Consider the following 16,211-nt stretch of genomic DNA (forward strand, 5'->3'; position numbering starts at 1 on the left):
CAGTTTTTTTAAGAAATGAATTCATTTCATCCGAATGGGGAGATATAACATTCCCCACACAATTAACAAGCCGATAATAAAAACGTAAAATTCAATTCGACCTAAAAGAAATAATAAATATTCAATAACCGTATATCCGACAGTTAATAAATTTAAATATGCGACTAAACTTACTCCTCCGATGACAGCTAGACCAAAACCGATAAATAGAAATACAAAACGAACCATAGATCGTTCCTCCCCCTTCCTCCTTCCTTATCTAAACATCAGCCTGTCCTATTTTAAATGTATGAGTGGTACGTAGAAAAAAAGACCTTTTCACAGAAAATAAGCTTTGTTTTTTCGTTATATTACATCAAGCTTCACTAGTGTTGACCGTTGAAACAGTTCATTAGCTTTTATTTTCAGTAGTGTTTGAGGATCAGCTTTTTTGTTATTTTGTTCAACGTAAGACTTCACGATTTCATACCCTGCAGCATAACCGATCCATTTTGGGATTCCAAACTTCTCGCCAAACATATAAATTTGATGATTATTTCTCCCTATTACATCTTTTTTATTTGAAAGTAAGTACCTCCACCAATGTTTCACTTCTTCAATTGTATAGACTTTCGTCCAAGGCGCTAAATACTGTTTACCAACCATTCTTTTCACTTCATTTTCCGCAAGTCCTTCCATGATCATGGATTCTAATAAAGAGACGGTTGCCTCTGAATTTTTTTGATGATGAAGTCTGCATACGTGGTGATATTCATGAGTCAATAAGGCAAGCTTTTCATTTAGCGTTAGATGTTCACCGATAAATAAAAGAATAAAATTCGGAAATGACAGCCCATTTTTCCCTTTTAAATTTTTCATCAGCCAGGTGTTATTCTGGTCGATTGGAAAAATAAATATATCCACATCCGGTCCAGAAAATGTTTGACATAGTTGCTTAAAGTGCTTCTCAATTTGAGGAATTGCGAGTTTTCTATACCAAATAGCTACATCTTTTTTTGTCATTGAATGTAATGGTTTAAGTCCGTTCCGATATAAAAACTCGAGCCATCCTTCCTCTGTCCACTCTGGAATATGCTTCATTAATTTAGAAAAAGGTGGCAGTTGATCTGATTGTCGCTGTTGCTGTTCAGTCATGAGTAGAATCCATTTTGTCGTTTGTATAAAAGCCATACTTTCCTCCCCTTGTCAACGCGTTCTCTAGTTCAAGGTATCATTCTAATCATATACTATGCTAAGAAGAGAAAGATCGCTCACGTTGAACGTGGAAGTGTACTCTGTCGAAAGTTCCTTAGTTTTACAGTTGCCTTAATATATATAAAAACTGTCTCAAGCCAATTGTGAGACAGTTCAATTTTATGTACTTTATTATTAAGTTAAATGGTGCTTGTTTGCGTAGATTGCAGCTTGCGTTCGGTCTTCAAGCTCTAACTTAGCAAAAATATGACTTACATGCGTTTTTACTGTTTTAATTCCGATATAAAGGGTTTCAGCTATTTCTTTGTTCGACATTCCTTTTCCGATGAGAGCTAGCACTTCCCTTTCCCGATTCGTTAACGTCTCATGTTTTTTTGCTGAATTCATTCTGTGCAGCATTTTTTGGGTAACTTGTCCTTGGAACGTAGGCTCCCCTTTATGTGCTTTTCGAATAGCATCAGCAATTTCGTTAGCACTTGACGTTTTTAAAATATAACTGAATGCGCCTGCTTCAATGACTGGAAACAACATTTCATCATCTAAATAACTTGTCAACACGATAATTTTCATCTTATTTTCGTTTTGAAGTTGCTTAGTTGCTTCAATACCGTCCATCCCATCCATTAATAAATCCATCAATATGACATCAGGTTGAAGCTCAATTGCCTTTTGTATCGCCTCTTTCCCATCAGAAGCCTCGCCTACTACGTCAAGATCATCCTCCACTGTTAAATAGGTGATAAGTCCCATTCTGACCATTTGATGGTCATCTACGACAAGAACTTTAATTTTCTCTCCCATCATTCATTCCCCCGTTTGGCCTTCCGTTAAAGGAATACGAAATTCTAGTTTCGTCCCCTTTTGTGGAAAAGATATAATAGAAAAATGTCCACCAAGCTCGACTACCCTTTCTTCCATTGAAGCAAGTCCGTAGCTCATCCTCATATTATGATTCATCGCTTCCATATCAAATCCAACACCGTCATCTTCCAAAATGAGTAAAAGCTGTTCTGTTTTTCGTATCGCTTTTAATGTTAATGTATTAGGGTTTGCATGACGTAATGCATTCGAAATTCCTTCTTGAATCACACGAAACAACTGCTCTTCAACACCTGGCTCAAGCTTTGACAAATCCTCCAATGTCCAATTTACGTTCAAATGCGGATGTTTTCGTTTTAGTTCTTCGAGAAGCGTTTCAAGTGCATGTGATAACCCATTCCCTTCTAACGTGACTGGGCGTAAATGCATGATTAAAGCTCTGAGTTCTTGTTGAGCGTGGAGGACCATTTTTTCCGTTTGTTGAAATAGCTTTTTCGCTTTGCTGGGATCTCCTTCTACTATTTTCGGCATTGCGCCTAAAGACATAGACACAGCAAATAATTCTTGACTTACTGCATCATGAAGGTCACGTGCCAACTTTCTTCTTTCTTCTAAACTCGCAGCCTTTTCTGCTTCAGAAATTAAGGTTGCGTTTTCGTTTAGGACACGTCTCATTGATCGAATTTGCTGTTCAACATCTTTTGTTAAATCGTTAATCTGCTCAGATAATTCATTTACTTCGTCATCTCTTTCAAGTTGCAGACGCTGGCGAAACGACCCTCGTTGAAATTGCTTTAACTGATGGATGATGTGAGTAATGGCTCGTTTCAACGAAGAGCCGTAAGAATACATGTAAAACCAGCTTGTTACTAAAAAGATAAGGAAAAAAACACCAATAATCGAAATCATGAGAAACGGGTCCGTCAAAAGAGCAATAAGCGCTAAAGTACTGGAAGATCCTTCTATCTCGTTACTCGTATTAATGAAGCTTTGAAGAATAAAAAACGAAATGATCAAAATAATGGATGCTGTCAACGTAATATTAAATTGTATCCGAAGAAGGTCCCAAAGTATTCCTTTTAGTTTTTTACTCCTTTGTTTTTTCCGTTTCAACCATTTGTTAGACAAATCTTTTCCTTGTTTAATCAATGGTTAAAACCTCCACATCCCCTACATTTAGATTGACATGTAAAACGACCTGCTTCTCTGCATCATGAAAGTTTGGACTTGTATATGTTGCTTTGCGGCTCGTCCCTGAATATGTATCATCAAAAAGCGTGACCTCGCCAATTCGCACATCTACAAATGCTTTTACAGCCATATCCCTCGGTACTAAAATTTCAATCGATCCAATCCAGCCATCTATATCAATCACATTTTCACCATCTTTTAAAACGGCTGTTGTTAAGTCGATGTCTATACTGCCGATACCCATCGAAATGTCAGCACCATCAAGTTCCCAAGCCTGTTTTCCGAGCTGTATATCACCGATAAATTGTTTATGATTCATTTGACTCTTTCGATACGAACCTTTCTTATTACTCGTTTCATTTTCAAAAAAATTAGTTTGCTTTTTGCCTTTATTTCTGGTTTGAACGACAATTTCAGTTTTTCTGTTAAAAAGAATAGAAACACCAATGTAAACAATTAGTAACGGCCATAAGATATGAAAAAGTTCTCGAAAACCATAATCAAACCACCCTGCATTATTTCCTAAAATAATGACACCGATAGCGAGAATAATGCTTCCCCAGATCATTTTACCGATATGCCATTTGTCCCGACGTAAACTATGAATAAAATAAATGAATCCTTCAAATAAAACTTTCAAGCCAATAAGAATAATAAAGACCGGCCAAAATGTGGTGATAATACTAGCTGCCTCTGTATTAAGAACACCTGTATTTGATAGTAAGAATACAATTCCGGTTGTTAAGATTAATATGCCGATAATGTTCTTCATTTCAAGATTCTCCTTTATGATAGAGAAGAATAATAGGAGGCAAGTCAACCTCCTACTTTTTTCCTTCCATCTCTATTGTATCGTTTAGCTTTCCATTCGCCAATCAATTTTTTTCATAATAAGGATAAATGAAATGACCGTAAAACCTATTAGAATAAGTGTATTCATCGTAACAGCGTTCGTCCAGCCGACAGATAGAAGGTCTCTTAACGCCTCAGCAGCATAAGTTGTCGGAAAAATATAGGATATCCATTGTAAAATGACTGGAAGCTGTGACATATCGACCATTACCGGTGACATGAAACCAATAAACATCATTAATACTTGGACGAGCATATTCGTCAACTGCATATTAGGTGACCAGAACCCTAGGAAAACTCCTACTCCTACAACACTCATGATTGTTAAGATAATAATAGGAATTAAGCCAATACTAAAATGAAATTGTACACCGTAAGCCCATTGACCAACAAAGGCTAGAATAATGAAAGAAGGGAAACTCATTAATCCGCCTCTTAACAAGTTTGCTAAAACAAAATTCATTTTTGCAATCGGCAATGACGCATAAAACGTAAAATGTCCTTGATGTTTTTGCCAAGAGATATCTTGAGCCAAAAACGTGATCCCCATAATAAGAAGAGCAAACAACATATTTCCTGTTATAATCCGAATGACCATTTCATCAGTTGGACTCACAGTAAAAAAATGCAAAAACATAAGGGTCGTAAATGGAAAGAGCGATGCTAAGATTAAAATAAACGGCCACTGTTCTCGTATGATCGACAATTGGATTCGAAATAACGTCCAAGCTTCGATAGAAAATTGTTTCAAACGTGAAGTTTCATAAATGTCAGCTTCCGACAGTTGCATACGCGTCCTCCTCCTTCAAATCATTATCAATATGAAAATATACATCTTCTAAGCTCGGGGGTGTAAGTGAATAAGATTCAATTCCGGGCATAGCCCCTTCGTTTAATATCGTTAAAATATGTGATGCTTGTTGCTTTTCAATTAATACTCGGTGCCGATGCTCTGTATGAGGGACAACCGTTCCCCAGTTGTGTATCTCACGGATCACCTCTTCTTGTTTTAACGGGTCGATCGTTAATTCCAGTTTTAATCGCTGGTCAACTTCTTTTTTTAGTTTCGCCACCGAATCAATAGCTAGTAGCTTTCCGTGATTAATAACAGCAACACGATCTACAACTTGTTCTGCTTCCAAAATATTATGAGTAACTAAGATAATCGTTGCTCCTTCTCGATTCTTTTCTTGAATTAAATCCCATACTAGCCGCCTTTTCTTCGGATCAAGTTCATTTGTAGGCTCATCAAAAATCAAGACAGGGGCAGACCCAATAAGTGTCATTCCGATCCCGACTAGCCTTTTTTGTCCACCTGAGATTCTTTTTAACAATTTGTTCTCGACTTCAAATAACTCAAGCTTTTCAATATACTTTTTTGTTTCTTCTTTCGCTGCAGCTCTCTTCATCCCACGAAGTCTTGCCGTATAGTAAAAAGCTTCTTTCACTTTAATACTCGTTAATGATGCAGGATCTTGAGAATAATAGGATACTTCTTGGCTTACTTTGCGGCTTTGTTTTTCCACCGGGCTCCCCCTGTAAAGTACTTCTCCTTCGGACGGGCTTACATGAGCAACTACTTGTTTGATAAGCGTGGACTTCCCAGCTCCATTCGGACCTAATAACCCAAGAATTTCTCCTTTTTCGATCGTAAATGATATTTGACTATTTGCTTGCACTTTTCCTTTTTTATATGTTTTCGAGACATTTTTAATCTCAAAGATTGTTCCCATCCTTTTGCCTCCTCAAGAAACGATTTCTTCATTCATCATATTTCTTTCATCCATTTCTGAAAACAGTCGGAAGATCGGTCTTCTCTCCGTCTTTCGACTGATATTAGAATACTGTATTTTCTTACAACGTCAACGATTTAGTCGGGATCCGACAATGTTCATACTTCATCTTAATCGAACAATTTAAAAATAAAGTAGTTGAAAAGAATATATTGAATTTCTTCATCGGTGTTCCTCCTCATTATTTAACCTACTAACATCATAACTCTTACTTTATTGATCATTTAACCGACAAGAGACTGTTCTTTTCTCAATCGCTCGACTGAACTTTTTCTCCTACGTCGTCGTATTTTTATAATTGTAGAATGAAACATTTTCCTACTTTTGTTATAATCGCAATAGTGAATAGATGAGGGTGACAAAAAATGACGAAAAAACAATCGAAGAAACGGTCTTCAATGGGGAAAAAGATTTTCCTCCTTGTCATATTAGGTGGGATTTTAGGAGGATTAATCACAGTAGTAATCGCTAAAAATGAATATGAACAAGCACGTCAGGAATCAATAAGTGACCTAGAAGAAAGTGGCAAATCTATTGAAGATGATGAAGAGATTGAGTTTCATGCATCTGATGATGAATTAGATTACATAAATGTACTTCTAGTCGGCTTAGATGATGAGGAAGATTACGCACGAACCGATACGATCATGCTCGCACAATATCATCCAAGTGAAGGGGAAGCGCGTCTCGTTTCATTTATGAGAGATATGTATGTCACCATTCCTGGTCACGGCGACAATAAAATTAATGCTTCTTATTCTTTAGGTGGACTTGAACTGCTTCGTCAAACAATTGATGAAAATTTTGGAATCGATATCCATTACTTTGCACAAGTTGACTTTGATGGATTTACACGAGTTATCGATACGTTAGCACCAGAGGGCATTGAGGTAGATGTGGAAAGCAGAATGTATTATGAAAACAACTCTGGTTCGATGGTAATCGATTTTTATCCCGGATTACAAATAATGGATGGTGAAGATGCATTAAAATATGTCCGCTTCCGAAGTGACCATGAAAATGACTTTGGGAGAGTTAGAAGACAGCAGCAAATGATGACAATCTTAAAAGAGGAACTTATGAGCTTAAGCGGTGTTCGACGGATTCCTCAAGTACTCGGATCGATAGAACCGTATATTCAAACAAATGTCAGTACTCAAAAAATGTTAAGCTACGGTCGTGACTTTTTCTTAAACTCGGTGGATGAAATTGAAACGATGACATTACCAGTCGAAGGAAGTTTTTATGACGAGTACTATCCTCATGCTGGTGCAGTATTAGAGATAAATAAAGAACAAAACAGGCAGGAACTTCACCAATTTTTATTAGGTGAATATGTAGATAACAACCTTGAAGAAAATCCTGATAATGCGGACTTTCCATCTGAATCAGAAACAGGTGAGTATGATGATTCATTCGAAGGGTCAACCGAAAACTGATAAAATTCGTTTTAAAAAAGGATATATTCATTAATGAGTGGCTGGGACAAAACCCAGTAAAATAGAGGGGCCTTCACCGTTTTAGTGAGGGCTATTTCTTATTTGTCAGGTATTTATATTGGGGCTGATTGTTCAAAAAACAGTCGCTTGCACTCCAGAGCACAAGTGCGACATCTACTCGTGCTGCACTTAGTCTTGGACTGGATGGGACATTTTTTCTATCTAATGCACGATCTAAAAATGGATCTTGTCTAAATGGTTCTACATAATCAATATCATTCTTACTTTGACTAAGAATTCCGAGATAAGATTTAATGACATCATCATTGTTTATGGTCGGATATGAATTTCATCATAAAGCCCTCTTGGTGAACAAGAGTTTGTACTAAATAATAGTTCCTATTCTAATTCTAACAAAATTCAGGCTATTTAATTTAGAATTTTCTGTTTACTCGAAGAAGTGAATGGTGGCGACTCCAGCGGGAACAGCGCGAGCTGAAGACCCCGCAGACGCGTTTTTTGCGTCGAGGAGGCTGAGGCCGTGCCCGCGGAAAGCGTCCACCAGTAACGGATTCGAGCAATTATCCAATTATGTTAAATGAAAGATTATTAAGGTTCTTACAAAGTACAATTTATTTCATCACGGATTCAGGTTAAATTGTCGTATACATTATTTGTATTTTTTAAAAACTAATGCAACGTTATGCCCACCAAAACCTAAAGAATTACTCATTACCGCATTGACACCTTGTTTTCTTGCTTCATTTTGTACATAATCGAGGTCACATTCAGGATCCAAGTTTTTAATATTGATTGTCGGCGGAATCACGCTATCTTCAATCGCTTTTACTGAAAAGATGGCTTCGACAGCACCTGCCGCACCTAATAAATGTCCAGTCATCGATTTTGTTGAACTAATTGCTAACTTATGTGCATGTTCACCAAAGACATTTTTGGCTGCCAGTGTTTCATATTTATCATTATATTCTGTACTTGTACCATGTGCATTTAAGTAAGTTACTTCATTCGGATTCAAGTCTGCATCTTGTAAAGCTTGCTTCATCGCCCGGACTGCGCCCTCCCCTTCTGGAGCAGGAGCAGTTACATGGTAAGCATCTCCCGTTGAACCATAACCAACTATTTCTGCATAAATATGTGCACCTCGTGCTTTTGCAGATTCAAGTGATTCTAATATTAGTATTCCAGAGCCTTCACCCATAACAAAGCCGTCACGATCTTTATCAAATGGACGACTTGCCGTTGCTGGATCTGGGTTCGTTGACATCGCTCGCGCAGAACTGAATCCGGCAAATGCCATTTCCGTAATTGGTGCTTCTGCACCACCAGTAATCATAATGTCAGCATCTCCACGCTGGATAACTTTAAACGCATCTCCAATTGAGTTTGCACCTGATGCACATGCTGTGACAGTACAAGAATTCACACCTTTTGCTCCTAATGTAATTGATACTTGTCCAGATGCCATATCTGGTATCATCATCGGTACAAAAAATGGACTAACTCGGCGATATCCACGTTTTTCATATAATCGAAATTGTTTTTCATACGTTTCCATTCCGCCTATACCTGACCCAATCCAAACACCTATACGATCAGCATTAGAATCATCGATTGTTAAGTTTGCATCTTTCACTGCCATTAATGAGCTAGCAACTGCAAATTGAGTAAAGCGGTCCATTTTTCGTGCATCTTTTGGATCCATAAATGAACCTGGATCAAATTCTTTTACTTCCGCAGCAACGTCCGTAGGAAATTGTCCTTCCTCAAACTTGGTTACTTTATCAATACCAGATTCTCCGTTAACGAGTCTCTCCCATGTACTTTGTAAATCATTTGCTAAAGGTGTCACTGCTCCTACACCTGTTACGACGACACGCTTATTTTCCATGTCAAGATTTCTCCTTTCAAATATCCAATAGTTCATATCGTTTTCGACCTAACGGCCCCACCTAATCGCGACTGACCCCCAAACGAGCCCTGCTCCGAATCCTACGAGAACGATTAGATCATCTTCTTTTATTTTACCACGATTGACGTCATACTTTAATGAAAGTGGAATCGACGCTGATGAAGTGTTTCCATAGCGATCAACTGTTTTTGACATTTTTTCTTCAGGCAGTTCTAATCGCTGACGGGCTGATTCCATAATTCGAATATTTGCTTGATGGGGAATTAAGAAATTTACATCTTCTTTCGTTAACCCCGCTTTTTCAACAACATTCATGGAGGATTCCCCCATCTGTCTTACTGCAAATTTAAATACTTCTCTACCATTCATCTGAATAAACTCTTCTTGTTTTATATGCTCTCCACCGCTTCCGTCAGCACCTAATTCAAAGGAAAGAATCCCTCTTCCTTCTGAAACCGGTCCAATAACGACTGCTCCTGCTCCGTCACCGAATAGTACTGCTGTGTTACGATCTTTCCAGTCAACAACTTTGGAAAGCTTCTCCACACCAATCACGAGGATATTTTTATAAGCACCTGTTTCAATAAATTGTTTGGCAGTAACGATTCCATAAATAAAGCCAGCACAAGCTGCGCCAACATCCATCGCTCCTGCTTTCGTTGCCCCTAATTGATGTTGAAGCATAGTAGATACTGAAGGAAATGGACGGTCTGGGGTTACTGTCGCAACTAAAATTAAATCAATATCCTCAGCAGAGATATCAGCATCTTTGATCGCCTCAACCGATGCCTCATAAGCCATATGTGAAGTATTCACTTCATCTGACGCAATCCTTCTCTCTTTTATTCCAGTACGCGTTCGAATCCATTCATCTGATGTATCTATTTTTTTCTCTAATTCTTTGTTAGTAATAACTGTCTCAGGAACATAAGTACCTAATCCTATAATTCCAGCTGGCATCCCTATTCCTCCTCCATCCATGTAATAGATGATATTTATAGTTATTATTATGACCTAGTACTAAAAAAAATGCAACGCTCACATTTTTTGATTTTATATGCAAAAGTGTCAGGCGCAAGCTACCGGTGAATTGTGCTAGGTCTTCCTTATGAGGGGATGATTGAGCAAATAAGACTCGCTTGCATTCCAAAGTACACGTGCGACATCTACTCGTGCTACACATCGTTTGCATTCGTAGAGTCTTCTTCGCTGCGGGCAAGGCTTCAGCTAATCAAGGTCCCCCGATGGACCTTCACCTCTTGCTTTTCCCTCCGGCGACTCATGGTTTTTCACTATCAACTTGAAACTTTAAAAAAGATGAATTTTAACGAGGGGCACTTTACGAACATCGGCCACTAGAGGATAAAAAAAAACGAAACACCAATCGCCAAATTCAATGATGACGATTGATGTTTCGTTCATTGAGAGGCTTTTTAAGACAGTCGCCTTTCAAATAGAATCACCTTTAATATTGTGGTCCATACTGGGACCCATAATGAGGACCATATGATGGGCCGAAGCTTTGACCATAACTAGGTCCGTACTGAGGACCATACTGAGGACCGTAGGAAGGTCCAAATGATGGATTATAATAATACGGAGGCTGGTAGCCATAAGGAGGACGAGTAAAAGCACCAGTTAATACTGAACCAACTGCTAAACCACCTAAAAAAGGGATAAATGGGAAAAACCTTTGGTCATGCCCATGTGGTCCTGCCCCGTGATGACTAGAAGTTCCGCTTTGATTTCTCATCCAATGCGAATAATACATAGGAGAGTGTGACAATGCAAAATGACCTCCTTTATCTGTAAGTCAAATCATTCATAAACTGATTTTCCTTATTAGCATATGAGGACATTCCTTTCTGTGCGCCTGTCTCACTCCATTTGACTAGCTTTTTTCATTTAATGATTCCATCAACTCGACAAACAGTTCATCAACACGTGATTTTAACCGTTCTTCTTTTTCATTTTTCCCATTAAACTTTTGAAGTTCTTCATATGTTTGTAAAAATTCATCAATTTTTTTAGACCCGATTTGGGCAATTGCTAAATATGATAAAAACTTAACATTAGGACGTTCCTCCTGGTGTAAAAAAGGAAGTATCGGTTCTAACGTTTCTCTTGCTTCGTCATATTGTTTATTATGAACGGCTTCATATCCTTCAATGACTCTTTTCGCCATTTTTTCTAATGCTTTCGGTCTTTCTGCCAAGGTAAATACCTCCTCAAATATACTTATGTCTCATCATGAATGTTCCGAAATAAAAAAGCAAACGAAATTAATCATTTGCTTTAATATTAGATCGATAACATATCAAGCTTTATATTTTAAGACGTTTTCACTTCATGTGGAAGTTCGCCCGTCTCAATGTATCTTTCAACATAATCTTCAATCCATTCAATGATTTCATGAGGTATTTCAGGGCTGAATTCCCCTAATGTTATCACACCATCACTAAAATCATAATAAAGATTGCCAGTATGAAGATCTCCGGCTTCATAAGTTTGCGCTACATACTCATATAACTTTTCAACATGCTGTACAGTACTTGTTAAAACGGTTGATTCGCCAAGGTCAATGTGATCGCCAACGTATCCAATCGCATATAAGCCTTCATTTTTTATTTCTTCAACTACAGGAACATGATATCCATCACCTGCAGGATAAAAAACATCGACACCTTCTTCTTTTAATTTATAGAAATAATCAATCGCTTTTTCTGTATTAACCCAGCTTTCAACAAATTCCACTTCAACTTCTACTTCACTATTATCAAATGCCGCTCCATCTTTAAAACCGTCTACCTCGGGCTGATATGGGAATGCAGCAATAATCCCGAGCTTGTTCGTTGAGGACATTTTACTCGAAATCATTCCTGCAAAATATCCCATTGCATACCCTTCAAAATGTAAACTCGTAATGTTTTCTCCCGAAACTTCCCCATTAAAACTAACAAAATGAATATCCGGATATTCTGATTTCAAGTCCATAAAATGTTCTGCAAACAAAATACCATGACCGAAAATAAGGCTAACACCTTGGTCACTAAATTCTTCGACAGCTTCTGTAATTGATGACAATGTTTTCACATCTTCTTTAATATAAACTTCTGCCTCTAAATTCGATTGAATATTTAACATTCCTTGATATGCTTTACTGTTCCAGCCTTGGTCATCAACTGGGTGGGAAACGAGCAGCCCCACTTTATTTAACTCATTTCTATCCCCTTCAGCACACCCAGCAACTATGATGAGTAGGAGGATCATCCAAGACCACCACTGTTTCATTCTTGCTGACACGCTCCTCTACTTTTTTCTATCATTTTATGTCCGATATTTTTCATACATGTCTTTTACTTTGCACATACTAACAAACCTTTGTAAAACATTTCGACACGAACAACGTCCATTCCTTTTTTCTTAAAAAATAACGATGATGATATTGATCAGCTATCTTTTTCTCCGGTAAAAATACCACTCACTTAAGCCACCAATAAAAAATGAGCCAACTAATAATACACCTGTATGTAATTGCGTTAATTGTGACAATGCTACGTATGAGACTACCGTCATTGCTGAAAATATCACTACTCCATAAACAAGCTTCAAATTGAATCCTCCTTTTCTATTAGATATCATGTCAAAGAGTTAGTGGGTTGACAAGTATTTAATAACTGTTTGTCGAAAATTTTAAGAAAAGCGCAAGGCTCCCGCCGATCTACAACACTCTTTACATGCAACGAGGAGACAAAACAGAAAAAGTAGCTGTCTCAAAAGAGCACTGATTAAGTGTGATGATCTGAATGTCGGCCTCTTTTCTTCCTTAAAAAGGGTATTTTTTGTAAACTAAAAAAGCCCCAACGGCCTTCCTATCCTATGATTTTTAGGTCTATTGGTAGCTTGTGAGGAGGCTGAAGTCTTGCCCGCGGCAAAGAAGGAAGATACTACGAATGCAAACGAAGTGCAGCACGAGTAGATGTCGCACTTGTGCTCTGGAGTGAAAGCGTCCGCCATATGCGATTCGAGCAAGTAAATTAAAATTAATGTTAAAAAAGAGGCTGACACTTTGGGGCAGCCTCGTGACTAAACTGTTTTTATATTTGCCTATGCTCCTTGAATTTCAATTATTTCAAGTTCGTAAAGGTTTCATGTTTCTTTAAAAATTTTAAAAAGCTTTGTAAAAACTGATCAATCGTTTTCCCTGGCATGTAAAATGTCGTATCAAGCGACTGAAATTTATTTTTCTTCTCTTCAATAAATGGGCGAATATGGGCTTCAGGTGTATAAGGTGCTTGATAAATAACTTGATACATTCGAAGAGGGATGTTTCCGCAGCATTGTTCGTAAATATCTTTTTGTACAAGTAGGACATCTTCTACTTTATTGTCATCTATTTCATATGCCTTTGTCATTTCCTGAATAAATTTCTTATAAAAAAATTTATTCGACTTCTCCTCTTCATATTGCCGAAATAAATGTAAACATGGATTTATGAAGATCGCCGAGCGTAAATTTAAATATCCTCGTTTAAGGAGCTTCATCGCGATTAATGCCCCCATCCCTTCTGCAAAAACATGAATCGAAGGATTTAAAATTTCCGTTTTTAAGACATGTTGAATAGCTCGTTCTGAAAGTAATGTAGATTGATCATTTCCCCAATGGATTCCTTGTTGATTTGAATAGAAAATAGTATAGCCTTCGTCGAGGAGCATGTTGAGTAAGCTGTGCCGTTCGAAATTTTGCTGCCAATAGCTTGTTCCATTTTTTACGAAGTGCTGACGATCACCTAAAATGAATATCGCAAACCCATTTGGTCTCGTCGGTAAATGGATCAGACATTCTTCATCCTCAATTTGAAAATGTCGTTTATAAATAGCCATCGATAACCTCTCCACTAACATGTTATATAAGCTCCCATTATTTATGATATACAAGTAAAGATAAACCTGTTCTTTATCAAACATAAAATGGTCCGTTTAATTTTTATTGCACCTCGTTTACCTCACTTTATTTACTTAATCACATTCTCATAACACCAAAAACACCGCAGTTGAATGTTTCATTCACTGCGGCTATTTTTTCATTGCATCAAGGTTTACGCTTGTAAGTCCAAATTCGATTTTCATTCGATGTTTCAGGGAAAGTATCTCCTGCCTTTAACTTTATTTGCCTCGGGTCATTTACAGTGCTCCCCGATTCACCAATTTCAACATAAATACCATTATTTGGTGCTTTCGCGCCAGACTTAAATTGTCTCCGCTGCCCCATATTTTCACCTCTTTTTCTCAAATTCACCGTTATGTTTCCCTTAGTTACTTGAAAATATGAATGATTTGAGCTGCTTTGGCACCGCTTAAGAAACGATGCATCGAGTCGTTTCTTATCGCGCAATTAGGAAAATATACGTATGGCTATTTATTAATAGTGAAAAATAAATATTACTTGATAAATACAAACAACAAATGAGGTTTTTATGGATAAAAATCGAGCTTTAATCGTCTACAATCCCGCTTCTGGGCGAAAAAAGAACCACAAAACATTTCCTTTCATAAAGGAAGCATTATCAAAGTTTGGTTATCACTTAACTATTCATCAATTAGTCACTTTTAGTGGTTATGACCCAGTAATCAGAAATGCGTGCCGTAAAAAATTTAATGCAATTTTCATAGTTGGCGGCGACGGGACGATTAACTTTACCATTCAAACAATTGCCGCTGAAAGATACCGGCCACCAATTGGCATTATCCCATTTGGAACTAGTAACGAATTTGCTCAGTTCCTTAAAATACCTTCCAAAATCGATCGAGCTTTGTCTATTATTGCTAAAAAATCAATTCGAACGATTGATATCGGAAAATTCGGTGATAAATATTTTGCAAATATTGCATCAGCAGGGTGGTTATCAGATATTACGTATGAAACATCCCCATTCCTTAAATCTTATTTAGGTGAGTTTGCATACATTCTTTATTTTTTCAAAACATTTTTCACGACTAAACAAGCGGATTCAATTTCTGTTAAGACGGTGAAACATAAACATCCTTTTGAGGACCTCTCATTATTTTTAATTATGAAAGGAAATGGTGTCGGTCCATTTGAACGTCTTATTCATCAAAGTGATGATAACGATGGCTGCTTTCACCTCATCATTTGCAAAAACGTAAATCGCTTTTCTTTCTTTATTGCATTAGTCAATAAAATGCTCCACTTACCATTAAAACAAACGGTCATTCAACATTTAAAGGTTGAGTCGGCTTCTTTTACGATACCTCAACATATTAACATTAACCTTGATGGAGATAAATCGAGTATTAAACAGTATGACTTTCAAGTACTGCCTCAGTTTATAAATGTTTTTACAAATAGCCAGAATGAACCATAATGTGATCAGAGTTCATTATGCATAAAAAATAAGTATCCGCCCGTAAAACGGGCGGTTTTAATTTCGCCCTATAAGGGCACTTTACCACCAGAGTCCCTTAAGGTACCTTATTTAATTTGGTCCGTGTCAAAAGTTTTTTGAGGATATCCCTTTTCATAATCATATAGAATTCGAAATCGCTATAGGCGGACGCTTTCACTCCAAAGCACAAGTGCGACATCTACTCGTGCTGCACTTCGTTTGCATTCGTAGTGTCTTCTTTGCAGCGGGCAATGCCTCAACTTCCTAGGTGTCACACTGTGTGCACCTAGGGGATTTTCGACAATTGCTTTTCCCGCCTGAGTCACCGCCTGGCACTCTTTCGAGTAAATGATGACATTTAAATAACATTCTAATAGCATACATAGAAAAAACGAGTTGGGGGAAGTTGTATCTCAGCTAAAGGGCTTTTGTTATCAAAGAAACTTATGTTCATTTCGTATCCATCATTTAAGATAATAAATGACATAACGCAAATAAAGTTGTCATCAAAAGGTGGAAGGTACTGCGCGACTCCTACGGAAAAACGGACGAGTTGAGATCCCTTCGAGCTTGATCGAAGTAGCTCA

17 protein-coding genes are annotated in these 16,211 nt (G+C 37.5%); 2 read left to right on the forward strand and 15 right to left on the reverse strand.

All coding sequences use genetic code 11. From position 1 onward, the window contains the following. Window positions 1-21 precede the first annotated feature (21 nt). The 7 genes from CD001_RS20175 to CD001_RS20205 form a co-directional block, all read right to left on the reverse strand. Window positions 22-228 (reverse strand): hypothetical protein, encoded by a 207-nt coding sequence (locus CD001_RS20175; RefSeq protein ID WP_096189395.1) that lies wholly within the window; start codon window positions 226-228, stop codon window positions 22-24. A gap of 117 nt (window positions 229-345) precedes the next feature. Further along, window positions 346-1,170, reverse strand: a complete 825-nt coding sequence (locus tag CD001_RS20180) for a DUF2268 domain-containing protein (RefSeq protein WP_096189397.1) — start codon at window positions 1,168-1,170, stop codon at window positions 346-348. Window positions 1,171-1,368: 198 nt separating this feature from the next. Then, complete coding sequence (locus tag CD001_RS20185; RefSeq protein ID WP_096190695.1) at window positions 1,369-1,995, reverse strand: response regulator transcription factor; 627 nt, start codon at window positions 1,993-1,995, stop codon at window positions 1,369-1,371. Window positions 1,996-1,998: 3 nt separating this feature from the next. Next, complete coding sequence (locus CD001_RS20190) at window positions 1,999-3,162, reverse strand: sensor histidine kinase (protein WP_096189398.1); 1,164 nt, start codon at window positions 3,160-3,162, stop codon at window positions 1,999-2,001. Continuing rightward, window positions 3,155-3,976 (reverse strand): cell wall-active antibiotics response protein LiaF, encoded by an 822-nt coding sequence (gene liaF, locus CD001_RS20195; RefSeq protein ID WP_096189400.1) that lies wholly within the window; start codon window positions 3,974-3,976, stop codon window positions 3,155-3,157. The genes CD001_RS20190 and liaF overlap by 8 nt, the downstream gene beginning before the upstream one ends. Window positions 3,977-4,060: 84 nt before the next feature. Continuing rightward, window positions 4,061-4,846: an ABC transporter permease gene (locus CD001_RS20200; protein ID WP_096189401.1), complete on the reverse strand. Its 786-nt coding sequence runs from the start codon at window positions 4,844-4,846 to the stop codon at window positions 4,061-4,063. Continuing rightward, a complete protein-coding gene (locus CD001_RS20205) occupies window positions 4,827-5,789 on the reverse strand; it encodes an ABC transporter ATP-binding protein (RefSeq protein ID WP_096189402.1) in 963 nt (320 codons plus the stop codon). Before CD001_RS20205 ends, CD001_RS20200 begins: the two co-directional genes overlap by 20 nt. A 425-nt stretch (window positions 5,790-6,214) precedes the next feature. Between CD001_RS20205 and CD001_RS20210 the strand changes: the two genes are divergently transcribed. Then, on the forward strand, window positions 6,215-7,288 hold the full coding sequence (locus CD001_RS20210; protein ID WP_257009876.1) for an LCP family protein: 1,074 nt from the start codon (window positions 6,215-6,217) through the stop codon (window positions 7,286-7,288). A gap of 670 nt (window positions 7,289-7,958) precedes the next feature. On the opposite strand, the gene fabF is transcribed toward CD001_RS20210, so the two are convergent. The 8 genes from fabF to CD001_RS20245 all read right to left on the reverse strand — a co-directional run bounded on the left by fabF (window position 7,959) and on the right by CD001_RS20245 (window position 14,489). Beyond that, window positions 7,959-9,197, reverse strand: a complete 1,239-nt coding sequence (gene fabF, locus CD001_RS20215; RefSeq protein WP_096189403.1) for a beta-ketoacyl-ACP synthase II — start codon at window positions 9,195-9,197, stop codon at window positions 7,959-7,961. A gap of 48 nt (window positions 9,198-9,245) precedes the next feature. Then, complete coding sequence (locus CD001_RS20220; protein ID WP_096189404.1) at window positions 9,246-10,178, reverse strand: beta-ketoacyl-ACP synthase III; 933 nt, start codon at window positions 10,176-10,178, stop codon at window positions 9,246-9,248. A 505-nt stretch (window positions 10,179-10,683) separates the two neighbouring features. Next, window positions 10,684-11,004, reverse strand: a complete 321-nt coding sequence (locus CD001_RS20225; RefSeq protein WP_257009877.1) for a penicillin-binding protein — start codon at window positions 11,002-11,004, stop codon at window positions 10,684-10,686. Window positions 11,005-11,109: 105 nt separating this feature from the next. Next, complete coding sequence (locus CD001_RS20230; RefSeq protein WP_257009878.1) at window positions 11,110-11,433, reverse strand: hypothetical protein; 324 nt, start codon at window positions 11,431-11,433, stop codon at window positions 11,110-11,112. A gap of 116 nt (window positions 11,434-11,549) precedes the next feature. Beyond that, window positions 11,550-12,509 carry a BMP family ABC transporter substrate-binding protein gene (locus CD001_RS20235; RefSeq protein ID WP_096189405.1) on the reverse strand — a complete coding sequence of 320 codons (960 nt, stop codon included), beginning with the start codon at window positions 12,507-12,509 and terminating at the stop codon, window positions 11,550-11,552. Between the two features lie 162 nt (window positions 12,510-12,671). Next, on the reverse strand, window positions 12,672-12,830 hold the full coding sequence (locus CD001_RS26560; RefSeq protein ID WP_179298832.1) for a hypothetical protein: 159 nt from the start codon (window positions 12,828-12,830) through the stop codon (window positions 12,672-12,674). 515 nt (window positions 12,831-13,345) lie between these two features. Then, window positions 13,346-14,101, reverse strand: a complete 756-nt coding sequence (locus CD001_RS20240) for a hypothetical protein (protein ID WP_096189406.1) — start codon at window positions 14,099-14,101, stop codon at window positions 13,346-13,348. 208 nt (window positions 14,102-14,309) lie between these two features. Next, a complete protein-coding gene (locus tag CD001_RS20245; protein WP_096189407.1) occupies window positions 14,310-14,489 on the reverse strand; it encodes a YjzC family protein in 180 nt (59 codons plus the stop codon). A gap of 205 nt (window positions 14,490-14,694) precedes the next feature. Between CD001_RS20245 and CD001_RS20250 the strand changes: the two genes are divergently transcribed. Then, window positions 14,695-15,603, forward strand: a complete 909-nt coding sequence (locus CD001_RS20250) for a diacylglycerol/lipid kinase family protein (protein WP_096189408.1) — start codon at window positions 14,695-14,697, stop codon at window positions 15,601-15,603. Window positions 15,604-16,211 lie beyond the last annotated feature (608 nt).

The sequence above is a fragment of the Evansella halocellulosilytica genome (assembly GCF_002335745.1).
Taxonomy (GTDB): domain Bacteria; phylum Bacillota; class Bacilli; order Bacillales; family Salisediminibacteriaceae; genus Bacillus_CA; species Bacillus_CA halocellulosilytica.